Source organism: Psychrobacter sp. CX90, from assembly GCF_057396305.2.
Window position 1 is genome coordinate 1,910,044 of the sequence record NZ_CM182008.1, and the last position, 24,541, is coordinate 1,934,584.

Annotated in this window: 13 protein-coding genes; 11 read left to right on the plus strand and 2 right to left on the minus strand. The window is 43.3% G+C overall.

Annotation, left to right across the window (positions count from 1 at the left end; translation table 11 throughout):
- Positions 1–142 precede the first annotated feature (142 nt).
- From AC2SLN_RS07540 to AC2SLN_RS07580, 9 genes are all read left to right on the plus strand, one after another.
- Positions 143–928 carry a 2-keto-4-pentenoate hydratase gene (locus tag AC2SLN_RS07540; RefSeq protein ID WP_486550416.1) on the plus strand — a complete coding sequence of 262 codons (786 nt, stop codon included), beginning with the start codon at positions 143–145 and terminating at the stop codon, positions 926–928.
- An 11-nt stretch (positions 929–939) separates the two neighbouring features.
- Positions 940–1,881 carry an acetaldehyde dehydrogenase (acetylating) gene (locus AC2SLN_RS07545; RefSeq protein ID WP_486550418.1) on the plus strand — a complete coding sequence of 314 codons (942 nt, stop codon included), beginning with the start codon at positions 940–942 and terminating at the stop codon, positions 1,879–1,881.
- 3 nt (positions 1,882–1,884) lie between these two features.
- On the plus strand, positions 1,885–2,916 hold the full coding sequence (gene dmpG, locus AC2SLN_RS07550) for a 4-hydroxy-2-oxovalerate aldolase (RefSeq protein WP_486550420.1): 1,032 nt from the start codon (positions 1,885–1,887) through the stop codon (positions 2,914–2,916).
- A gap of 5 nt (positions 2,917–2,921) precedes the next feature.
- Positions 2,922–3,890, plus strand: a complete 969-nt coding sequence (locus tag AC2SLN_RS07555; RefSeq protein ID WP_486550422.1) for an NAD(P)H-dependent flavin oxidoreductase — start codon at positions 2,922–2,924, stop codon at positions 3,888–3,890.
- Between the two features lie 182 nt (positions 3,891–4,072).
- Positions 4,073–5,923 carry an AMP-binding protein gene (locus AC2SLN_RS07560; protein WP_486550424.1) on the plus strand — a complete coding sequence of 617 codons (1,851 nt, stop codon included), beginning with the start codon at positions 4,073–4,075 and terminating at the stop codon, positions 5,921–5,923.
- Positions 5,924–5,963: 40 nt separating this feature from the next.
- Positions 5,964–7,268: an aromatic ring-hydroxylating oxygenase subunit alpha gene (locus AC2SLN_RS07565; RefSeq protein ID WP_486550426.1), complete on the plus strand. Its 1,305-nt coding sequence runs from the start codon at positions 5,964–5,966 to the stop codon at positions 7,266–7,268.
- A gap of 13 nt (positions 7,269–7,281) precedes the next feature.
- Positions 7,282–7,830 (plus strand): 3-phenylpropionate/cinnamic acid dioxygenase subunit beta, encoded by a 549-nt coding sequence (locus AC2SLN_RS07570; protein ID WP_486550427.1) that lies wholly within the window; start codon positions 7,282–7,284, stop codon positions 7,828–7,830.
- Between the two features lie 14 nt (positions 7,831–7,844).
- Positions 7,845–8,624, plus strand: a complete 780-nt coding sequence (locus AC2SLN_RS07575) for an SDR family NAD(P)-dependent oxidoreductase (protein WP_486550429.1) — start codon at positions 7,845–7,847, stop codon at positions 8,622–8,624.
- Between the two features lie 458 nt (positions 8,625–9,082).
- Positions 9,083–10,912 (plus strand): PhoX family protein, encoded by a 1,830-nt coding sequence (locus tag AC2SLN_RS07580; RefSeq protein ID WP_486550430.1) that lies wholly within the window; start codon positions 9,083–9,085, stop codon positions 10,910–10,912.
- 328 nt (positions 10,913–11,240) lie between these two features.
- On the opposite strand, the gene AC2SLN_RS07585 is transcribed toward AC2SLN_RS07580, so the two are convergent.
- Both AC2SLN_RS07585 and AC2SLN_RS07590 read right to left on the minus strand, forming a co-directional pair.
- The gene (locus AC2SLN_RS07585; protein WP_495057322.1) at positions 11,241–16,577 is read right to left on the minus strand and encodes an Ig-like domain-containing protein; all 5,337 of its coding nucleotides are present in this window, start codon (positions 16,575–16,577) and stop codon (positions 11,241–11,243) included.
- 97 nt (positions 16,578–16,674) lie between these two features.
- Complete coding sequence (locus AC2SLN_RS07590) at positions 16,675–20,577, minus strand: hypothetical protein (protein WP_495057323.1); 3,903 nt, start codon at positions 20,575–20,577, stop codon at positions 16,675–16,677.
- Positions 20,578–21,619: 1,042 nt separating this feature from the next.
- Here AC2SLN_RS07590 and AC2SLN_RS07595 point away from each other — a divergent pair.
- Positions 21,620–23,308: a TolC family protein gene (locus AC2SLN_RS07595; protein ID WP_486550921.1), complete on the plus strand. Its 1,689-nt coding sequence runs from the start codon at positions 21,620–21,622 to the stop codon at positions 23,306–23,308.
- A gap of 160 nt (positions 23,309–23,468) precedes the next feature.
- Positions 23,469–24,527 (plus strand): HlyD family secretion protein, encoded by a 1,059-nt coding sequence (locus tag AC2SLN_RS07600; RefSeq protein WP_486550919.1) that lies wholly within the window; start codon positions 23,469–23,471, stop codon positions 24,525–24,527.
- The last annotated feature ends 14 nt before the right edge of the window (positions 24,528–24,541 follow it).

Here is a 24,541-nt window from a genome sequence, read left to right on the forward strand (position 1 = left end):
AATACCGTAGTTTGATCTTAATAACGTAGTTTGTAGGCAAAAATAGAGCCTACCTCACAGGCTACTCATAGCCTATACCCCCTACTGTTGCTAAATCCAAATTTAGCCACGACAACAGAATAACCCTACGAGAGTTTTGTTTATGATCGATAACAATTTAACCTCACGCATAGCAACAACCCTTTATGACGCTTACCAAGGTAATGCGGTTGCCCCTTTGCGTAATAGTGTAGAAAATCCAGATGTGTCATTAGCCTACAAAATTCAGCAAGTTAATCATCAACGCTGGACCAAGGAAGGCAGAAAAGCCATTGGTCGGAAAATTGGGCTGACTTCTAAGGCCGTACAGGCACAGCTAGGCGTTGATCGACCGGATTACGGTATGGTCTATGCTGACACTTGCTATTGTTCTGGTGCAGAAATACCTATTAAACGGTTTTTACAGCCAAAAATCGAAGCGGAAATTGCCTTTGTGCTTAAGTCAGATCTTGATTCAAAAAACTTAACCATTGTTGATGTCATTAACGCTGTTGACTATGCCGTGGCAGCATTAGAGATTGTCGATAGCCGAGTCGAAAATTGGGACATTACCTTATTCGATACCATTGCCGACAATGCATCTTATGGGGGGATTATTATGGGAACAACGCCTGTACCCCTTCGTGAGCTAGATTTGGAAAATTGCAAAATGCAACTGTTTAAAGGTAATAACGTCGTGTCTGAAGGTGAAGGTCGCGCCTGCATGGGCAATCCATTATTAGCCTCGCTTTGGTTAGCTAAGACCATGATTGACAATGGTCAACCGCTAAAGGCGGGCGATGTTGTATTGTCTGGCGCACTTGGACCGATGATTGCTGTTGAAGAGAATGATTCGTTTACTGCCACAATAGATGGTCTTAACCATGTTTCAGTGAGTTTTACCGAATAGGAATGAAGGGTATGTCTAATAAAACTAAAGTCGCTATCATCGGATCAGGCAACATTGGTACTGATTTAATGATCAAAATTTTAAGAACTTCCCAGCATTTAGAGATGGCCGTTATGGTGGGAGTCGATTCTAAATCAGATGGTTTGGCACGGGCTAAACGTATGAACGTAGCCACCACACACGAAGGTATCGATGATCTAACTTCAATGCCAGAATGGCAAGAAATTGATGTCGTTTTTGATGCAACATCAGCATATGCGCATGCTAAACACGCCAAAATATGTATGGAAGCTGGTAAGGCTATTGTTGATTTAACACCGGCAGCCATTGGGCCATTTATCGTTCCTGCGGTAAATGGCGATTCAAATATCGATCAACTTAACGTGAACATGGTAACTTGTGGCGGCCAAGCGACAATTCCTATAGTTCACGCTATCTCCCGTGTTGCCCCTGTTTTCTATGCTGAAATTATTGCCTCAATATCCTCAAAATCAGCAGGCCCAGGCACCCGTTCCAATATTGACGAGTTCACTGAAACAACGTCAAAAGCTATTGAACAAGTGGGCGGTGCTGAACATGGTAAAGCCATCATTGTGCTAAACCCTGCTGAACCACCAATGATCATGCGTGACACTGTCTTTACCTTCTCAAAGGAGGGCAATGAAGAAGATATCACTGCAAGCATCAAAGAGATGGTTAATGAAGTGCAAAGTTATGTTCCAGGCTATCGCTTAAAACAGGAAGTTCAGTTTGAACGCTTTAGCGATGACAACCCAATTCATATGCCAAGTTTTGGAAAAATGACTGGTCTAAAAACGTCTGTATTCTTGGAGGTCGAAGGCGCTGCTCATTACCTACCCTCTTATGCAGGTAACTTAGACATTATGACCTCAGCAGCTTTAAAAACCGCTGAAAAAATTGCTTTGGCCAGACAAGCGCAAGATGGAGAATAAATCATGATGGATAAAAACATGAGTAATGAAAAACTGTATATTCAAGACGTGACGCTTCGTGATGGTATGCATGCCATTCGTCATCAATATAGCATTGACCAGGTACGTGATATTGCCGTAGCACTTGAAGACGCAGGGGTAGATGCCATTGAGGTGGCGCATGGCGATGGACTCAGTGGCAGTAGCTTCAACTATGGCTTTGGCGCCCATACGGACTGGGAGTGGTTAGAAGCCGTGGCTGATATCCTTGATAAAGCGGTATTAACCACCCTTTTACTACCTGGAATTGGTACCGTTAAAGACTTAAAAAGATCACATGACTTAGGGGTGCGCTCTGTACGTATTGCAACTCATTGTACTGAGGCAGACACATCAAAACAGCATATCCAAACCGCTAGAGAGATGGACATGGATACGATTGGCTTCTTGATGATGTCACATTTAACCACACCCGCTCATCTCGCTGAACAAGCCAAGCTGATGGAGTCCTACGGTGCTCAGTGTGTTTATGTGGTGGATAGTGGTGGCGCTATGAACATGCGCGATATTGCCGACCGTGTCAAATCACTTCGTGACACACTTGATGACAAAACCCAACTGGGTATTCATGCTCACCACAATTTAAGTTTGGGCGTCGCTAATAGTATCGCTGCGGTAGAAAATGGAGTCACTCGTGTTGATGCTTCGTTAACAGGTATGGGTGCTGGTGCGGGTAACGCCCCGCTTGAAGTGTTCATTGCTGCTATTGACCGTATGGGCTGGTCGCATGGATGCAACTTATACAAATTAATGGATGCCGCTGAAAACTTAGTAAGACCCCTTCAAGATAGACCTGTTCGTGTCGATCGTGAAACATTAACGTTAGGCTACGCAGGTGTTTATTCAAGCTTCTTACGCCATGCTGAGAAAGCATCTAAGCAATATGGCATTGATGTAAGAGAGATCTTAGTTGAAGTAGGTAATCGTAAGCTTATTGGCGGTCAAGAAGACATGATTGTTGATGTTGCGCTTGACCTTGTTAAAAGTAAAGGGTGACCGCAATGGCTAATCGTGAAATTGTCTCCTCTTTACACCAAAAGATGACACTCCCTGTTATTGTCGCCCCTATGTTTTTAATTTCTGGTCCAGATTTAGTCATCGCGGCAGCGAAAGCAGGCATCATCGGCTGCTTTCCTGCCCCAAATGCACGCACCATCGATGATTTAAAAAAATGGTTGGATAAGATTGAATCAGAACTAAAAGGCACAGAGTTTGAGGGTATGTGGTCTATCAATATGATTGTCCACAAAAGCTACGATCGCTTTGAAGAAGAGTTAAAGCTAGTTGAACGCTATAAGCCTAAGTTTGTGGTTACCGCTTTAGGCAACCCAAAACGTGTTTTAGACAGAGTACATGCCTTTGGTGGCAAGGTGTTTTCTGACGTTATCGATGTTAAACAGGCTAAAAAAGCCGTTGATGTCGGCGTTGATGGTCTTATCTTAGTCTGCTCAGGTGCGGGGGGACATACAGGTAAGTATTCGCCTTTTGCATTTGTTGAAGAGGTTCGTAGATTTTACGCGGGTCCACTTATAGTGGGCGGTGCCATGCAAAATGCCAAATCGATTGCCGCCCTATTAACTCTAGGTGCAGACTTTGCTTACATGGGCACTCGATTTATCAGCTGTCCTGAAAGCTTAGTGGTTGATGAGTATCGCCAAATGCTGGTTGACGCCTCTATGGAGGATATTGTGACATCAGATGCCGTTTCAGGCGTCATGGCAAATTGGCTTAGACAGAGCCTAATTAATACAGGCTTTGATAAAGCCATACCACAAGGCAGCACGCCTATAGACTTCTCCAATATTCAAGGTAATGGCAAAGCTTGGAGAGACACTTGGGGAGCAGGCCATGGTGTGGGGGCGACCGAACGTATCGAAACTGTGGAAGCTATTGTCCAGTCATTGAGTCAAGACTTTACTGAATTAAAAGAAACCCTCAACCATACGCTTTCAATCTGGCCTAAGTTATAGAGTGATTCATGGAACCAATTTTAAGCCATTAAAGATTGAATCCCACTACCCTATCTTATCTATTTTATAAAGCAGGTTTTAGTTAATCGATTTTAATAAGCGAGCTAAAGCGCTTAATTAAAATGCCAGACAAGGTATATGTCTAGGTCTTAGCAAATTTAAACCAAGGAAGGATGCTTAAAATGTTGAAAAATTTATTCAATATACATGAAGAAGTTAACCTAGGTAAGCACAATGTTATCGCCACCAAAGGAGATAATGGTAGCGTCATATTGCGTAATGAAGAGCCGTTAGATTTAGATGAACACACCATGCTGGACTGTATCGATTATTGGGCAAAAAAGTCGCCAAATACGGTATACATGCGTGAAAGATCTGCTGATGGTTGGTCAGAGATTTCCTATAAAAGATTTGCCTCTAAAGTAACGGCCATTGCCTCTCACATAGGCACTCTTGATATATCGGCTGAGCAGCCGTTAATGATTATTGCACCAAACTCTATTAGTCACGCTCTTGTTTCTTTTGCAGCCATGGCTATTGGGGTACCTGTCAATCCTGTTTCAGTTGCCTACGCTATGTATGGTCAAACGTTTAGTCGACTAAACGAAATTATTGATACCGTTAAGCCTGGTGCTATTTATTTTAGTAATACCAACCTCTTTAAAAAAGCCGTGAATAATATACTGTCCAAGCATGACATCCCTATTGTTGCCATGAACTCAGATATGGATAAAGTGACAGAAATTCGTGACTTACCACAAATATCTGATGAAGAAGTAGCGCAAAAAAGAGCGTTGGTCACTCAAGATACTGTCTGTAAAATCATGATGACTTCTGGTTCGACAGGCTCACCAAAGGGCGTTATTAACACGCACAGAATGATGTACAGCAATCAAGTGGCTCTGTTCAAAATGTGGCCATTTTTGAAAGATATGACCCCTAGTTTGGTTAGCTGGCTACCTTGGAGTCATACGTTTGGTGGGAACGTTTGCGTTAATATCACGCTGTTTAATGGTGGCACCATGACTATTGATGATGGCAAACCCATTCCTAGCTTGATTGGCCGAACCATCGAGAATATCAACCTGATTGAACCTAATCTTCACTTTAATGTACCCGCTGGTCTTGAGGCTCTTCTCGCTCAATTTGAAGATGACCACAGGTCAGCTCGTATTTTCTTCTCTTCAATTAAAGTTATCTTTGTTGCCGGTGCTGCCTTACCAGAGAAGACCAGAAATAGATTTGCTGAACTTTCCTATGAGCTTGTCGGTTCAAGCCCAAAACTTCTTGCTGGTTGGGGTTCAACCGAGACAGCGCCATTTGCGACCTGTGTTAACTTTGAAACGGATCTGGCGGTCAATATTGGTATCCCTATGCCAGGCACAGAAATCAAACTTATTCCCTCGCAAGATAAGCAGGCTCTAGCCGTACGAGGTCCTAACGTCACGCCTGGATATTGGCTCAATGAAAAAGCCACTGCCGCAGCTTTTGATCAAGATGGATTCTACTCAATGGGAGATGCCGGCAGCTTGGTCAACCCAAATAATCCATCTGAAGGCTTAGTATTTGAAGGTAGAACCTCTGAGAACTTTAAATTAAGTTCAGGCACTTGGGTAAACGTCAACGAAGTACGCATAGCTGTGGTAACAGCACTCAAGCCGTATTTTTTAGACGCGGTCATTACAGGTCATAATCAACAAGAGCTTGGCATATTGATTGTGCCAAATTTAGAGCGATTAGCACATGATTACAGGTTGACTGAAAACCAAAAAAATTCTGTCCATCTGCAGACAATAGAGCCGTTAATCGCTCAGGTTACCAAGTTACTAAATGATTACAACGAAATCTACTTTAGTGGTAGCAGAAGAATCAATCGTTTTGCATTTTTACCTAAGCAACCCTCAATAGAAAGAAATGAGATTACAGACAAAGGGTATTTAAATCAGCGAGCGTTATTGGAAAATTGGTCAGATCTAATTGATCAAATGTACAAAAAAGAAAGAAATCACGGCATTTACTTTCATTCATTTTGAATGAAATAAACGACCCTACTAACTTTATGGAGTACCTACAATGTCAATGGATATACGATCACTTGTTGATCACGAAAACGGTATAATTGATAGAAGTATATTTTGGGATGAGGACATCTATCAGCTTGAGCTAAAGAATATCTTTGCCCGCTGTTGGCACTTTGTGGCTCATGAGTCTCAAGTTAAAGATTTTGGCGACTTTATTACCACTTACATTGGTGAAGATGCTGTGATAGTCGCACGCGCAAAAGACAAAAGTATTAACGTGATGCTTAATTCTTGTCCTCACCGTGGTAATAAAGTATGTTTTGCAGGTGAAGGCAAACTTCGATCTTTTGTTTGTAACTACCACGGCTGGGCATTTGGTCTAGACGGTAAGCTAAATGGCATGCCAGCAAATGAATTATATGATAAAACAGAAGGTTTTAAAAAAGAAGACTGGGGCCTACACAAAGCGAGAGTACAAACCTATAAAGGTTTGGTTTTTGCCACATTTGATCCAGAAGCCCCTTCTTTAGAAGATTATTTAGGTGATTTCCGGTGGTATCTTGATGCTATCTTAGATATTGATGAACAAGGCACAGAGTTTATACCTGGCACCACTCGTTCACTTTTACAATGTAACTGGAAGTACCCCGCTGACAACTTTGTTGGCGATATTTATCACGCACTTTGGACTCATTTGAGTGCAGCTGAAGCCACTTTAAAAGAGTCTGGCGGTATTGTCGTTACCAATGAAGAATCTTATCAAGCCAGCGTTAACGGACATGGTTGGGAATTCTCATTAGCTAATAACTTTGGTAACGCCGCCACAATGGGCGATAAAGACATCATCAAGTACTTGCGTTCTCGTGAAGAAGAGATCTCTAAGCGCTTAGGTGCTGTGCGTGGCAAGCTATTAGGCTCAGTAGCATCAGGTTTAGTCTTCCCTAACTTTGCGTTCTTACCAGGTTACTTGACCTTTAGAACATTCACTCCTAAAGGGCCCACTCAAACAGAACTACACAGCTGGACACTCGTGCCTAGCCAAGCATCCGACGAAATTAAAGACAAGTGGCGTCTAGGATCAATGCGCACCTTCTCGCCCAGTGGTATTTTAGAGATGGATGATGGCGAAAACTGGGAGCACGCCACTATTGGTAATGCAGGTTATATTACCCGCAATCAAAAATTATGTTACGCCATGAACCCAACTAAGGGCGAAGCCGTACCCCTTGATTTACCAGGTACAGTAACCAAAGGTCAGCTAAATGATGCTAACCAACGGTTATTCTTTAAACGCTACGCTGAATTTATGGACGCCAAAAGCTGGGCAGACATTCCATTAGACAAATCACACTATTAATGAGGCGTTGACCATGACAAGAGATCAATTATTAGCACTGGATGCAAAAGGCGAACACGTGGATATGCACACCTACTTTGAGGTTCAAAGGTTTGTCAATCGTGAAGCATATTTGTTAAATCATGAAAAGCTCGATGAGTGGATGGATAGCCTTGAAGAGGATTTGGTTTACTGGGCGCCAATTCGCGAAAACATTTTAAGAAGAAGTCGTACTCCAGAAATTACCACATCAAGAATGTCACTTTTTGAAGAAACTAAAGAAAGTATTCGTCTGCGCCTTAAGCGCGTTGATAGTGGTATGTGCTGGACAGAAGATCCGCCAACACGTCAGGTCACTGCGGTATCAAACCTTGAAGTGTTTCATACCAATAAAGAAGACGAATTTGAGGTACACACTGTGTTTACTTTATATCGCAGTCGCTTTGAGCGTGATGATTCGACACTAATGGGACGCCGTAAGGACATATGGCGTAAAGTTGGTCATGAATACCGCTTAGCAGGTCGACTCATTCTTCTTCAACAATCTACGTTATTGACTAAAAACCTCAACGTATTTATGTAAACGATAGGTGGAATATGCAAATGCTACAAAATAGACGTGTCATTGTTACTGGGGCAGGTAGCGGAATTGGCAAAGCAATTGTGACACGCTTTCTTAACGAGGGCGCAAAGGTTGTTGGCGTTGTTCGAAACTCTGAGCAAGTCGCAGAATTTAAGATTCACAATACTTTTTGCTGTGTCGTTGGCGACGTTAATGATTATGCCACCAATGAAAACGCGGTGGCTACTGCTGTGGAAAAATGGGGTGGCTTAGATGTTATGATAGCAAATGCTGGGGTTTGGGATTTCTTTAAAAAACTGCAAAAAATGACGCCTCAAGAGTTAGAAGACGGGTTTTCTCAAATCATGTCAACCAATGTCAAAGCCGTTTTAATGGCAGCACATGCTAGTCATACTGCGCTTAAAGAGTCCAAAGGTTGTTTGATTACTACAGGGTCAAATGCCTGCTTCAGGCCTGGCGGTGGCGGGCCTCTGTATATTGCCTCTAAATTTGCACTGCGTGGGGTCGTTGCTCAGCTAGCACTCGATTTTGCACCACACATTCGGGTTTGTGGTGTTGCACCCGGTGCCACTGACACACCTATTCAAGGGATTGATGGCTTAAATCAGAGCGATAAAGCAATGAATAGAGACCGTGATCGTATTGAGACTATGGGTAAACATATTCCACTCGGCCGTGTTTCTGCCCCTGAAGAACATACTGACCTATACGCCCTACTAGCAAGCGAAAATGGGGCACGATACGTGACGGGAACTATTCTAGTAAGTGATGGTGGTCTATCCTCAGGGCAATAATAAAAAGCTACCCATTATATACCGACTCGTCATAAAATCAGTATTAAATAATGAGAGTGTGACTATATAGACCAAACCATCAAAATAAACCAAACTATCAAAATATACCAAACTATCAAATTTTAAGCACTGAAATGCTGAATAATGCCTCTAGGTTATTTCTTACTTACTGAGACCCCTCAATAAATTTACTGAGGGGTCTCAGTCCTATTTGACCCATTGTTCTGCTAATACATATCCTTTGCAGCTAAATAGCAAAGTAAGACATGTGAAATCCATCTAATACTTACCGATAAAACCTACCTAGTTTACCTATATAAAACCTTCGCTAATTGACTTGTTGATTATCTCGTACTATTCAAACCGAATAATTTTTTTCAACCCTATTCCTCTTAACCGTTTTGACATATTAAGCCCTTATAGTACTCAAACACAATTCAACAACCTAGGATATTATAATGACTATTAGCACATCTCGCCGTAGTTTATTAAAAGCTAGCGGTATTTTATCTGGAGCAGCGTTTCTTGGTGGTTACAGCGCTAATGTTTTCGCAGCTTCTTCTAATGGCTCTAAATTATTAAAGTTCAAACCATTAGCCGCAGCAACTACCGATAACGTTCGTATCGCAGACGGCTACAAAGCCGATGTTCTGATCTCATTTGGTGATAAGATGTTTCCAAGTGCACCAGAGTTTAAAGACGACCGCAGCAATAAAGGGGCCGACTTCGAGAAGCTATTTGGTGAAAACAACGACGGTATGCAGTTTTATGAAACCTCAAACGGGAATGGGGTTTTAGCGATTAACAATGAATATCCTAACCACAATACATTATTTACCCATAAAGAAGACTTACCTAGAAATGCAGATGAGGTATTGAAAAGCCAGAATGTTTGTGGCCTGAGTATGATTGGTGTAAAAACGAATGGCAAAAACAAAATGAAGTTTGATATTAACTCTCCATTAAATCGCCGTGTTACTGCCCATACACCAATGGCAGTTTCGGGTCCCGCTAAAGGTCATGACCTTTTAAAAACAGAAGCTGACCCACATGGCAAGCTGGTATTAGGTACATTTGGTAACTGTTCAAGCGGAAAAACTCCATGGGGCACCTATGTGACTTGTGAAGAAAACTTTGATGATATGTTTGGTGCATCAAACGAAAAGATTATTGATGACAATATGAAACGTTATGGGGTCAAAGCTAAATCTAGCTATGGCTGGGAGCTATATGACGATCGCTTTGACCTAGGTAAAAACCCCAACGAGATTAATCGTTTTGGTTGGGTGGTTGAGATTGATCCACTAAACCCAAAAAGCACACCAGTTAAACGCACGGCGCTGGGTCGTTTTAAACACGAAAACGTTGCTTTACAAGTTGCAAAAACTGGCCATGTAGTCGCTTACATGGGTGATGATGAACGTGGCGAGCGTATCTATAAGTTTGTGAGTAAAAACAAGTTTAAAGAAGGTGATGAGCAACATAACCGAGATCTTCTAGACGAAGGTACCTTATACGTTGCTATCTTCAATGGTAGCGATGTGCCATTAAAGGGCAAAGGTAAATGGGTGGCTCTTGAGCATGGCAAAAACGGTTTAACCCAAAAGAATGGCTTTGCATCACAAGCTGATATAGCTATCCATACTCGTCAAGCAGCTGACCATGTCGGTGGTACCCAAATGGATAGGCCAGAGTGGATTGCTATTAACCCACTTAATGGAATGGTTTTCTGTACGCTAACCAACAACTCTAAGCGTGGCGATACGTTTAAACCAAATGCTGCCAATCCTCGCACAGATAACATCTACGGTCAAATCATTCGTTGGCGTGAAACCAACGATGACCATACTGCAGAAACGTTTGAGTGGGATATGTACGTCATGGCAGGTAATCCAAACGTTTATCCAAAAAATGACCCTCGCGCAGGTAGCAAGAACGTCACTAAAGAAAATACCTTCAATAGTCCAGATGGTATTGGCTTTGACACTACTGGTCGCATTTGGATTCAAACAGATGGTAAATACAGTAATGAAGGCGATTTTGTTGGTCAGGGACATAACTCAATGCTATGTGGCGACCCAATAACTGGCGAAATTCGTCGTTTCTTAACAGGTCCTAATTCATGTGAAATTACAGGTTTAACGTGGGCCAATAATGAACGTACTATGTTTGTCAACATTCAACACCCAGGTGAGAAAAACGACTCTACTTTCCCGCATAAAGGTAAAACGCCACGCTCATCAGTCATCATGATTACTAAAGACGACGGCGGTATCATAGGTTCATAATGGGAATAGGTTAATAATAAACCACTGACTTATTTTATTCATTAGAGACCCCTACCTCATAAGTTATCCATAGCTTATGGGGTTCTATTTTTTATACCTACTTGTTGTAGTTATTTAGATAACTAGGCAGTTATTTAAATTGATAAGTAGTTATTTAGATAGGTATAGGGTGTTAAGAGTGTATACAAGCCGATATAATAAGGGAGTTAATAACACTTTGCGTATGTTGTATAGCGTAAAAAGCAATAACTTAGACCAAAAATCCAATGACAATAAAAAACCTCAGCTAAAGCTGAGGTTTTTTTATTATAAAATAAATCATTTATAGTTAGATAACGTGCACACCTTGCTCGATATACATCGCGTTTGTTTCATCATAACCGCGGTTATAGTGATGGTAAACATTATAAACCGTGCCATCAACCTCTTGAGTACCTGTATTATACCAGCGAGCACTATCACCTTGAACGTAGCACCAACCATTCCAGTAAGTACCTGAAGTATCCATATCGATATCCACTGTATTGGCACTATCACCTTTAATGAACAATACACCATCACGCGATTTGTCGTTAACTAGATCACGATAGTTGATAGATAAGTCGATATCGCCTTTAAGGTCAACTGTCTCAATACCTTTAAAATCACAACTTGAGATGCTACTGTTATAATGTGAAGCGTTTGAAGTTAAGACTAGCGTATCAACTCCACTTCCACCATGAATAACACCATCAATATGTGATCCGCCAAATTCAACAGTATCATTACCAGCACCCATGTTCACATATGCTGAACCATTGCCGACACCGAACTGTGAATTAATAACTAACGTATCATCGCCATTACCCATGTCAACTTTAGCACAGTTATTTAGACCCTCAGCAGTAATCATGTCATTGCCATCACCTGCATAAACTTTGCTGGAATGCTCAATGAAACGGCCGACTGTCATAACATCATTACCCGCTCCTAAGTCAACGACTGAACAATCTGCAACATCTCTACCGATAGTCACTTGATCATTACCACTTCCTGCATTGACATAGCTTCTGTTATTTAAATCACAAGCAACTGTCAAAGTATCATCACCGGTACCTAAATATATTTTAGAATTACCCCACACGCCACTAGTAATGTTAACAGCGTCGTGGCCAGAGCCCATATCTATAACACTACAGTCGGTAGCAAACTTGGCAGATAAAGTATCATCATTAGCGCCAAGATCAACTTTACTATACCCTCTAATAGCAGAGTCAATAACAACGTTATCTTGACCTAAACCACCTTTAATAAGGCCGTACTGATATTTATATTTACCACCTAAATCACAAGTAATATGAAGGTTATTCACATCATTAACACTATCGGCATCACTAGCTTCAGCATAACCATTTGCATATTTTGTGTCACCTGAACCCAAGTCAATCACAGCGCCATCTTTAACTGATCCGTAGACAACAACATCATCACTACCTGAACCCGTAAATATGCGGCCACCATTAACGCCTCTGCCACTTTCTTTACCATCAGCATTACCACCAATCACGATGGTATCATCTCCAGTACCAGCTAGAACATAAGCACGCGCATCTGTGTAACACTGCGCTGATCTTACATAAGCATTTAGCGAACCTTCTACATAGAAAGAATCATTACCTGCTCCAAGCTTAGTTACTGTGTAGCCATTTTGATTGCCACGCAATTGAACTAAGTCATCACCCTCAGCGGTATTTAACTGCCATACCACACAAGGATCACAGTAATCACGCTCAAAGTCGCCATCGTTAGGCGAATCGATCAAGTTACCATTACTATCAAAACCTTTAAAACCGATATAAACCTGATCATCTTTATCAGTAGTTAAGTAATTAATTTCACTACCTTTTTTACCAAGCTCATTATATGGTCCAGCAGTTTCGGTTAAATCATAACCTAAATGATGTAAGAAAATGGGTGCGGCTGCAAGACATACTGTGGCTTCGTCTTTGCCTGTATCACTCTGATTTCCTGCTGCATCTGTAATCGTGGCTTCGACCACCAGCTCTTCACCATCTTGGGGTGCAGGTACATCTACTTCTATAGATCCATTATTAATATCATCTTCCGATATAATAATTTCTTGCTCATTACCACCTACAATAACAGTTAGCGTATCCCCAACTTCAGCATCATTAGGTAATCCAATAGTAACGTTAACATTACCATTTTCATCAATCTCATCTTCACTAACTTCGTCATCACCGTTACCAATGATTACTGTTGGTGGCTGGGTAGCCGTGGTGTCTACGTTGTAGTCTTTAGTGGTTGATACAGTACCTGTATTACCTGCTGCGTCAGTGGCGTTAACAGATGCTTCTATAACACTGTCTTCGTCTGCTTTTAGGTCAGAACCTGCAACGTCTATGCTGTAGTTACCGTCTGCATCGATAGCGCCTGTGTATTCCACACTATTGATGACTAAGGTTACGATGTCGCCTTGGCTGAATTCGCCTGTCACTTTACCGGTTACTGAAACGGTAGTGCCAGCTTCTGCTGCATTTAAGATGTTGTCGTCGGTAATGTCGTTAACGCTGATTTGTGTAGTGTTACTATCAGGGCCTTCAACGTCTGCTGCTGGAGCTTTGTCACATGCTTTAGGGCCTGTGTTGCCAGCTTTGTCAATAATGTTTGCTTCAACGGTTGCGCCAGGGACGATTTGTACGTCTTGACCATTATCGATGATGTCTTGCGTGACTGGGTACTCTACGCCATCAACGATTAAGGTGTCGCCGACAACTGTACCCTCTGGTACGCTAATTGTTGCGGTTATGGTACCGTCTTCGCCTACTTCGTCTTTGTTATATACGCCGTCTGCGCCTGCATCTTCAAAGCTAATTGTTGGGGCTTTAGGGGCTGTGGTGTCTACGTTGTAGTCTTTAGTAGTTGATACAGTACCTGTATTACCTGCTGCGTCAGTGGCGTTAACAGATGCTTCTATAACACTGTCTTCGTCTGCTTTTAGGTCAGAACCTGCAACGTCTATGCTGTAGTTACCGTCTGCATCGATAGCGCCTGTGTATTCCACACTATTGATGACTAAGGTTACGATGTCGCCTTGGCTGAATTCGCCTGTCACTTTACCGGTTACTGAAACGGTAGTGCCAGCTTCTGCTGCATTTAAGATGTTGTCGTCGGTAATGTCGTTAACGCTGATTTGTGTAGTGTTACTATCAGGGCCTTCAACGTCTGCTGCTGGAGCTTTGTCACATGCTTTAGGGCCTGTGTTGCCAGCTTTGTCAATAATGTTTGCTTCAACGGTTGCGCCAGGGACGATTTGTACGTCTTGACCATTATCGATGATGTCTTGCGTGACTGGGTACTCTACGCCATCAACGATTAAGGTGTCGCCGACAACTGTACCCTCTGGTACGCTAATTGTTGCGGTTATGGTGCCGTCTTCGCCTACTTCGTCTTTGTTATATACGCCGTCTGCGCCTGCATCTTCAAAGCTAATTGTTGGGGCTTTAGGGGCTGTGGTGTCTACGTTGTAGTCTTTAGTGGTTGATACAGTACCTGTATTACCTGCTGCGTCAGTGGCGTTAACAGATGCTTCTATAACACTGTCTTCGTCTGCTTTTAGGTCAGAACCTGCAACGTCTATGCTGTAGTTACCGTCTGCATCGATAGCGCCTGTGTATTCCACACTATTGATGACTAAGGTTACGATGTCGCCTTGGCTGAATTCGCCTGTCACTTTACCGGTTACTGAAACGGTAGTGCCAGCTTCTGCTGCATTTAAGATGTTGTCGTCGGTAATGTCGTTAACGCTGATTTGTGTAGTGTTACTATCAGGGCCTTCAACGTCTGCTGCTGGAGCTTTGTCACATGCTTTAGGGCCTGTGTTGCCAGCTTTGTCAATAATGTTTGCTTCAACGGTTGCGCCAGGGACGATTTGTACGTCTTGACCATTATCGATGATGTCTTGCGTGACTGGGTACTCTACGCCATCAACGATTAAGGTGTCGCCGACAACTGTACCCTCTGGTACGCTAATTGTTGCGGTTATGGTGCCGTCTTCGCCTACTTCGTCTTTGTTATATACGCCGTCTGCGCCTGCATCTTCAAAGCTAATTGTTGGGGCTTTAGGGGCTGTGGTGTCTACGTTGTAGTCTTTAGTGGTTGATACAGTACCTGTATTACCTGCTGCGTCAGTGGCGTTAACAGATGCTTCTATAACACTGTCTTCGTCTGCTTTTAGGTCAGAACCTGCAACGTCTATGCTGTAGTTACCGTCTGCATCGATAGCGCCTGTGTATTCCACACTATTGATGACTAAGGTTACGATGTCGCCTTGGCTGAATTCGCCTGTCACTTTACCGGTTACTGAAACGGTAGTGCCAGCTTCTGCTGCATTTAAGATGTTGTCGTCGGTAATGTCGTTAACGCTGATTTGTGTAGTGTTACTATCAGGGCCTTCAACGTCTGCTGCTGGAGCTTTGTCACATGCTTTAGGGCCTGTGTTGCCAGCTTTGTCAATAATGTTTGCTTCAACGGTTGCGCCAGGGACGATTTGTACGTCTTGACCATTATCGATGATGTCTTGCGTGACTGGGTACTCTACGCCATCAACGATTAAGGTGTCGCCGACAACTGTACCCTCTGGTACGCTAATTGTTGCGGTTATGGTGCCGTCTTCGCCTACTTCGTCTTTGTTATATACGCCGTCTGCGCCTGCATCTTCAAAGCTAATTGTTGGGGCTTTAGGGGCATCTAAATCAATTTTATAGGTTCGACATGCTGTCACTGTCGTTGTATTACCTGCTGCATCAGTTGCCGTCAATACAGCATCGACTTTATTATCAGCATCAGCGACTAACTCAGAACCCGCAACATTAACATAAAACTTTCCAGCAGCATTTAGCTCTGTGGTGTACTCAGTTCCATTGATAGTTAAGGTAACACTATCTCCTTCTGAGAACTCACCCTTTACAGTGCCTGAAACTACGACATCTTTACCGGCTTCTTCTGCATTTAATATATTGTCTGTGGTAATTCTATGAACGTAAAAATCAACAATTTCCGGAGCAGTTAGGTCTGCTACTGGGGCTGCATTGGTTGTTGTCGTACCTTTATTACCAGATTTGTCCACAAGGCCAGCTTCAACGGTTGCGCCAGGAACGATTTGTACGTCTTGACCATTATCGATGATGTCTTGCGTGACTGGGTACTCTACGCCATCAATGATTAAGGTGTCGCCGACAACTGTACCCTCTGGTACGCTAATTGTTGCGGTTATGGTGCCGTCTTCGCCTACTTCGTCTTTGTTATATACGCCGTCTGCGCCTGCATCTTCAAAGCTAATTGTTGGGGCTTTAGGGGCCAGCGTATCAACCTCTAAGTCTACTCTATAGCCTTCACCAGGCGAATAACTGACTGCACCAGCAAAGCTATTAGCTTGAATTCTAATATATCCAGAACCCTCAAAGTTATCATTTGGCGTAACATCCACTGTCCAAGTTGTTCCATTATCTAAAGTTTGCAAATTGGAAAGAGAAGCGACTTCAGACACAAAATCATCAAGCTCAAAACCCAGAACCGGTTCTGAGAATGTTATATTTAGAGTAGTGGTTTCAAACTTAATTAATTTCACCTGATCTAGAGTGATATCTAAGTAATTTACATTCATTTTAATCTCCATAATTAGTTTGTTTTTATAGTTAATGTCATGTTTTGGTATTTACAAAATTAATTTGCAAATACCATCTTGTTAAAGAATTAGGGGGTTATAAAATTGGAGTATCATCAAGAGTATTTAGCGTAGTGTGAGTCATCAGTAACTCAGTAGAAACATCCATAACGCTAGTAGTAGCCGCTATACCACTATTTGTAGTCTGGTCAGAAAATATCGCTTTATCTTGAGTATTAAGTACATCTTTTGCTTCAGGGACCTTGGCTTCCATAGAAGACATCAAGCTAGCATTTTGAGGAGAGGGGTCCTTAACAACCTGTAAGTTTAATGTCGAAGTATATAAAGTTGCTCCATCATCAATTGCTTCCACCTCATAGGAGAAAATATTAGAACCTATGGTAATATCATTAGCCTCAGAGTTTGCACCTGCCTCTGTCAAGAAGACCTCTAATTCACCAGTCTCTTCATTTGCATGGATTCTATAGTATCCATTCGCACTCATATCAGTGCCTGTTTCAACAAACTGATAACCATCGACCGTCTGTGTTAAATCAGAATTTGTACCTTCAGCTACCCCCACTGGTGCGTCCAATATAGTCGTCTGCCCTTCATAGTTTAAAGTTGTTTCAAAGTCAGGTTTTGTATTATGGGGTTGTTCAAATGAGGCTTCATTACCTGCTTTATCAGTCAAAGTAGCCGTTACTTCGCTGCCATCTAAAAGCCTGTCAGCAGCAAAACGAACTTCTGCATAGTCAGTAGCACCGTCCCCATCAGAATCAACATTAATCACATCAACGCCAACTTGAATATCAGTACCTGGTTTAACTATCCAGTTACCATTATCATCCTTAATCAACTCAAGTGTTTGAGCCGCATTTTCAGGACTATTAGGACTCGTTTCATCTGTGTAATTAATGGTAAGACTACTTAGATCATCATCGGTTGAGGTCTTAACAATCGCACCACCGTTTGCAGTTTGCGGTATACCAGGAACGATAAGCTTATCTTCAAAGGTTGGTGGGGTAATTTCAGTATTTACCTCATAACTACGATCTGTACTTGCACTACCCGTCTTACCAGAATCATTAGTTGTACTTATACTAGCTTCTATATTTGCATTAGCATCAGACGCTAACTCTAAACCTGGCACTAAAATACTGTAGCTGCCATCTGCCGCTACTGTGCCTGTAAAGTCGCCACCGTTAATAGATAAGGTAACGGTGTCGCCCTCATTAAAGTCGCCACCAACAGTACCCGTTACTAGAATGTCAGTTTCTGATTCTGCAGCATTTATCAAGTCATCTTCGGCTATCACATCTATGGCTATAGTTGGAGTAGGTTCGGCGTCGGCATCGGCATCGGCATCTGCATCTGCATCAGCGTCTGCATCAGCGTCTGCATCAGCATCAGCATCAGCGTCGGCGTCTGCATCGGCATCGGCATCGGCGTCTGCATCAGCGTCGGCATCAGCATCAGCATCAGCGTCGGCGTCGGCGTCTGCATCAGCGTCGGCATCAGCGTCGGCATCAGCATCGGCGTCTGCATCAGCATCAGCGTCGGCGTCGGCGTCGGCGTCTGCATCAGCGTCGGCATCAGCGTCGGCATCAGCATCGGCGTCTGCATCAGCATCGGCGTCGGCATCGGCGTCTGCATCAGCATCAGCATCGGCGTCGGCATCAGCATCAGCATCAGCATCAGCATCAGCGTCGGCGTCTGCATCGGCATCGGCATCAGCGTCGGCATCGGCATCGGCGTCTGCATCAGCGTCTGCATCGGCATCGGCATCAGCGTCAGCGTCTGCATCAGCGTCAGCGTCTGCATCAGCATCAGCGTCGGCATCAGCATCAGCATCAGCATCAGCGTCTGCATCAGCGTCTGCATCGGCGTCGGCATCGGCGTCGGCATCAGCATCAGCATCGGCGTCGGCATCAGCATCGGCGTCTGCATCAGCATCGGCGTCTGCATCAGCATCGGCGTCGGCATCGGCGTCTGCATCAGCATCAGCATCAGCATCGGCATCAGCATCGGCATCAGCATCAGCATCAGCATCAGCGTCGGCGTCTGCATCGGCATCGGCATCGGCGTCTGCATCAGCGTCGGCATCAGCATCAGCATCAGCGTCGGCATCGGCGTCTGCATCAGCGTCTGCATCGGCGTCTGCATCAGCGTCTGCATCAGCATCAGCGTCAGCGTCTGCATCAGCGTCTGCATCAGCATCAGCGTCGGCATCAGCATCAGCGTCTGCATCAGCGTCTGCATCAGCGTCTGCATCAGCGTCTGCATCAGCGTCTGCATCGGCATCGGCATCGGCGTCTGCATCAGCGTCGGCATCAGCATCAGCATCAGCATCAGCGTCGGCGTCGGCGTCTGCATCAGCGTCGGCATCAGCGTCGGCATCAGCATCGGCGTCTGCATCAGCATCGGCGTCGGCATCGGCGTCTGCATCAGCATCAGCATCGGCGTCGGCATCAGCATCAGCATCAGCATCAGCGTCGGCGTCTGCATCGGCATCGGCATCAGCGTCGGCATCGGCATCGGCGTCTGCATCAGCGTCTGCATCGGCATCGGCATCAGCGTCGGCGTCAGCATCAGCATCGGCGTCTGCATCAGCGTCTGCATCGGCGTCGGCGTCTGCATCAGCGTCGGCGTCAGCATCAGCGTCTGCATCGGCATCGGCATCAGCATCAGCATCAGCATCGGCGTCTGCATCAGCGTCTGCATCGGCGTCTGCATCGGCATCGGCATCAGCGTCGGCATCGGCATCGGCGTCTGCATCGGCGTCTGCATCAGCGTCTGCATCGGCATCGGCATCGGCGTCTGCATCAGCGTCGGCATCAGCATCGGCGTCTGCATCTGCATCAGCATCAGCATCGGCGTCGGCGTCGGCATCGGCGTCTGCATCAGCGTCGGCATCGGCGTCTGCATCAGCGTCGGCATCGGCGTCTGCATCAGCGTCTGCATCGGCATCGGCATCAGCGTCAGCGTCAGCGTCTGCATCAGCATCAGCATCAGCGTCGGCATCAGCATCGGCGTCTGCATCAGCGTCTGCATCGGCATCAGCGTCTGCATCAGCGTCGGCATCGGCGTCGGCATCGGCGTCTGCATCGGCATCAGCGTCGGCGTCTGCATCGGCATCGGCATCGGCGTCGGCATCAGCGTCAGCGTCATCAGCTCCAGACAAGCCAGTTACAGTAGTTGGTTCTTTTTCTGGGGCTTTACCAGTGGCCTTTATTTCCGAGCCGTCTGCAATTTCATTTGGGTCAATTGTTATCGTCCCTGAGTCAGGGTTTAAGCTAACGCCATCTGGTAGTTCACCTTCTGGTGTCCATTTACCAGTTTCAGGGTCTTTGGTAACGACAACCGTTTCTTCATTACCATCTTCGTCTGTGTAGTCAACGGTAACAGAGTTATTATCTTCGCCAGGCGCTACTGTGACGCTACCATCGTCTTTTGGTGTGATATCAGGGGCGTCTGATTTTTCAGAAGAAGTCTCCTCCTTATTATCATCGTCATCATTAGCAATTGCTGCCCCAATTAATCCAAGCCCTGCTAGCCCGACTAACCAAGGTAAAATACTTGAATCATCAGTAGCTCCGACCCACCAAGGTGCTGCCTGTGGCTGACCACCTAAAGCTTGACCTTCAATATCACCGGCGGCAAGCTCAGTAACATAATCAGTCACTTCGCCTGTATCAGGTATGTAATAATAATAGTTACCGTTTTCAGCAATGCCAATTAATGCACTATTTGATTTATCATAAAATCCTTCAATGACCAAATCAGTATCTTTGCCTTCTGGATCGAATGACACAATTAAGTCGTTACCTTGACGGTTAGTAACAATGTGATGGGGTGCAACGCCTCTAGCTTCATCGACTAGCTCGTAATTAACCTTACCCTCTGCTTTGATTACGGTGGGCGTGCCATCTTTAGTGACAACAGCATGTTCCGCTATAGTTTTATCTACTGTATTTACTTTCACGACAACTTTGTTCATATATTCTCCAGATAACTCTTTCATTAAAATGTTTTTATAAAATTATTTTTAAATCAAAATTTGCGTAATTGATTCATTGTAAAACTCGATCTCACGATTCTATTTTTATGTAGCCTCTCTAAGCAATTAAGATGCCAAATTTCTAATAAATTAAAAATATTTTCAGATCACTAATGCAGGATTCTCAAAATTTAGGATCAATCAAATATCCTCTTACGTAAAAGCCTCGCTTGGAAAACTAATGGTTCACTTAACTGGTCAATAGATAGCAAACAGACAATAATTCGATGATTTTTCACTTCAAATAAATCTTCAATGTCAGTAAGCAAGCTTCAGTGCTATCACACACTTCAAGCCTACTTTACTTAACTATATGTAATAACAAGGTTTTTTGATTTAAGTACTTATTAGCTATTAGGAATAAATGCATTTTAGAAATTTATGACTTTAATATGACTTCATCATAATTAGTTGAAAAATGTGAATCAATTTTTCACACCTTATTTTATTTATTAGTTGATAGAGTGATTAAAATGGTGGACAAGTGGAATATTAAATATTTTTTAACTTCGGAATTTTCTTTGAAAACCGTATGTCGGGATATTTGATTTGAGGTTTTTTAGTGATGAAAAAGCCCCATTTATATTGAAGTAAAACTTCAATATAAATGGGGCTTTTAGAGTTTTGTAAAAATCTGTAATAGTGCTAAAAATTAAGTTTTAAGTCTTTTTAGTATATGAGTTGTGACAAACTTTCATAGAATTTAAGTGTGGTATTTGCCGCAATATGTCACATAGACAATGGTAAATTTATGATGAGTCATCTCAAATAACTATTCAAATAACTACTCAGTTAAGTTAATAAAATAAATATGGTGTAAAATTAGTCTAGTAACATACAAATAGCCTCTTATATTTCTACCTAAATTAAACAACAAAACTTCACAAGCTAACTAAATATTGTATAGAGTGACATTTTGTACTTAGGTAACTCTATCTATTTCAATCAAATTGACATTTTTTACACCGACTTAAGAACATTTATGGCTTATATAAAGCGAAAATACTCAGTAAACTTTGCGCAATACCTCCCTCCTTCATTGCGCTATATAAGATTTTTTCCAGAAAGCAAAGTGAAAGTTCCTAGTTTATTAAGCGCCATTGCGATGGCATTTATATCACCGGGGTCTTATGCAGATTCAACAGTTTTGCAGAATAACGGCAGCGATTTAGCTAGTTCAGCGAACATTAGTCAAATTGCCAAAAATTTAGAAAACAATGCTTACATGACTGTCCCTTTAGTGACCATTCAGGATCCGACCACTGGTATTGCTATTGATGATACTTACTCGATTGCAGTACCAGAAAAACTAAGCTTGTTACAGGCTCAGCATGTGTTGGTACAAGTATCACCTAAGCTTGCTGGAAATAATGCAGCCATTGCTTCCAAACAGTTGCAAGCAGAAGCTACTGAAGGACTCAATAAACCACTGGTATTTCTGCGCGCAGGCGCTACCCACTCTAGAGTAGACGCTGATATCAACTTGACCGGCGTCAAGTCTGGTATTAATAGTGATGTCAATAACAGTATTCATCAAGCGCTTGATGATATACCTAATCTAGATCCCAATGTCATACCTGATATTCCCTCTATTATTAGCAGTCGCATCCCTGATAATTATGATCTTAAACATGAATCGAGTAATGTGAGTGCAGGTGTTGCGTTCTTATGGCCTGTTTATACGGCAGGACGCACGCAAGCCATTACAGAACTAGCAAATGCCCGTACCGAAGAAAGCCAAGCAGATGCTCTGATAGATAGCGATAGTTTGCAAACCACGCTGATTGAGCGTTATTTCACAGCTCAGCTTGCTATGATTGCGGCTTATCTGCGTGAAGATGCGCTAAATACTATCAAAGAAACGGATTACACGGCAGAACGGCTATTGCAAGAAGGTTTTATTTCACGTGTTGAAAGACTAGAGGCAAAAACTGCGCTCGCAGAAGCGGAAAGTGAGTCCATTAAAGCACGTCATGACGCACAGCTTGCCATGACGGCATTACAACGTTTATTACGCACGCCTAACCCCGTCAAACCAGTGACCCCTTTATTTGTATCCTCTAAGCCACTACCGCCTCTCGTTTATTTTAAAGATATAGCCTTGCAAAACCATCCGGGACTTACAAAGGTAGATGCAAAATACGCTCAAGCTGAGTCATTAAACAACTTATCTGATACAGGGTATAAACCTACCATATCACTATTTGGGTATCACGAAATTGATGACGATCCAAGCTGGATTGCTGGTGTCTCTGCCAGCTGGAAGCTGTGGGGCGGTTTAGACAAACAGGCGCTTAATGCGTCAGGCAAAGCTCAAATGCGCCAAGCCTTATTGGCCAAGATTAATGCCAGTGACAATATATTGTTATTGGTCGAAAAAAATTGGCAGTCTGTTGAGAATGCCCGCATACGCTACCACTCCCTAAACAGCAATATATTATTCGCCCAAGAGCTTCTTCGTTTGAAGCGGATTGGATTACAAGAAGGGGTAAATACTGCCCTGGATGTCGCCACTGCCCAGACTAAGTATTTACAAGCGCGTACTGAACAGACTGCTGTTGCCAATGATTATGTTCAAGCACTAGCAGCCCTTATGGAGAGTATCGGTACGCCAGAAGCATTTAATGATTATATGGCAGCGGCTGATATCAAGCTACCTACGGTATACTAAGGTTTACTTTTTTCTCAATAATGGTTAAAAGCATCTTGTTATGGCTCTTAAAAAATAGAGTTTTTAGAAAAATACGGTTCTTTGAAATAGGGTTCTTAAAAAAGAACAGAATGCTTTCACACTCTAATACTAGATTAATTTTTATCTTCAGGATAAATGCATGAATGCTGTCAAAAAGCCTAGCCCAATAATGCTCAGAAATATTGTTATTACCCTCGTTGTGATTATCGTTATAGGGTTTATCATTTATGGTTTAAATAAGAGCGTTGATAGCACCGAAGAGCCCATTACCATACAAGGCGAAATGGAGATGCAGTCTACTGCCATTGCTGCAAAAGTACCAGGGCGAATTGCAAAAATATTGGTGACTGAAGGCGATAATGTAGAAGCTGGTCAGCAGCTTATCGAGATGGACTCACCAGAAATTAACGCAAAGTTAAATCAAGCTTATGCAGGTCGAGATATGGCACAAAGCCAACTTGATAAAGCAGAGAATGGCGCTAGACCACAAGAGATCGGGCAAGCCAAAGCGGCGTGGCAAGCCAACCAAGCCGCTGCGGACTTGGCTAAAAGCACTTATGAGCGGGTCAATCGTTTATACCAAGAAGGGTTAATGGCACGTCAAAAACGTGATGAAGCCTATACGCAATATACCGCAAACCAAGATAAAGCGGATGCAGCACGCCTGCAATATGAGCTGGCATTAGAAGGGGCACGTGAAGAGGACAAACAAGCAGCTAAAGCCCAAGTGGCTCAAGTCGATGCCAAAATTGAAGAGGCGAAAGTTGCCCAAGACGAAGCCAATCTGAAAAGCCCGATATCTGGTATTGTAGATGATGTGATTATCAATCCAGGCGAGGTGATTGGTCAAGGAGTACCGATCATGACCTTAATAGATCCTAATCAACAGTGGGTGGTACTCAACGTCACAGAAAACAATCTGAATTATTTTAATATCGGCTCTAACTTTGTGGGCATCTTGCCAGCCTTATCGACATCAGACACTCCCTATCAAATGACGTTTGAAGTATTCAACACCGCTTCAATGTCTGACTTTGCAACGTGGCGTGCTACAAATAGTGAAGACAACTATGATGTTAGAACCTTTGAGGTAAAGGCACGCCCAAGCACACCTGACCCCAAAGTACGCTCAGGAATGAGTGTGATAGTCAAGCTTCCGGCAACGACATCGAACAAAAATGTAAATAATGCCAATTAATGGTGCGAGTGATA

Excerpts from the sequence above, each read along its gene's own strand:
- AC2SLN_RS07585 (WP_495057322.1), bottom strand. The coding sequence starts at position 16,577 with ATGAATGTAAATTACTTAGATATCACTCTAGATCAGGTGAAATTAATT.
- AC2SLN_RS07575 (WP_486550429.1), top strand. The coding sequence starts at position 7,845 with ATGCAAATGCTACAAAATAGACGTGTCATTGTTACTGGGGCAGGTAGC.
- AC2SLN_RS07600 (WP_486550919.1), top strand. The coding sequence starts at position 23,469 with ATGAATGCTGTCAAAAAGCCTAGCCCAATAATGCTCAGAAATATTGTT.
- AC2SLN_RS07560 (WP_486550424.1), top strand. The coding sequence starts at position 4,073 with ATGTTGAAAAATTTATTCAATATACATGAAGAAGTTAACCTAGGTAAG.
- AC2SLN_RS07595 (WP_486550921.1), top strand. The coding sequence starts at position 21,620 with ATGGCTTATATAAAGCGAAAATACTCAGTAAACTTTGCGCAATACCTC.
- AC2SLN_RS07540 (WP_486550416.1), top strand. The coding sequence starts at position 143 with ATGATCGATAACAATTTAACCTCACGCATAGCAACAACCCTTTATGAC.
- AC2SLN_RS07565 (WP_486550426.1), top strand. The coding sequence starts at position 5,964 with ATGTCAATGGATATACGATCACTTGTTGATCACGAAAACGGTATAATT.
- AC2SLN_RS07545 (WP_486550418.1), top strand. The coding sequence starts at position 940 with ATGTCTAATAAAACTAAAGTCGCTATCATCGGATCAGGCAACATTGGT.
- AC2SLN_RS07590 (WP_495057323.1), bottom strand. The coding sequence starts at position 20,577 with ATGAACAAAGTTGTCGTGAAAGTAAATACAGTAGATAAAACTATAGCG.
- dmpG (WP_486550420.1), top strand. The coding sequence starts at position 1,885 with ATGATGGATAAAAACATGAGTAATGAAAAACTGTATATTCAAGACGTG.
- AC2SLN_RS07555 (WP_486550422.1), top strand. The coding sequence starts at position 2,922 with ATGGCTAATCGTGAAATTGTCTCCTCTTTACACCAAAAGATGACACTC.
- AC2SLN_RS07580 (WP_486550430.1), top strand. The coding sequence starts at position 9,083 with ATGACTATTAGCACATCTCGCCGTAGTTTATTAAAAGCTAGCGGTATT.
- AC2SLN_RS07570 (WP_486550427.1), top strand. The coding sequence starts at position 7,282 with ATGACAAGAGATCAATTATTAGCACTGGATGCAAAAGGCGAACACGTG.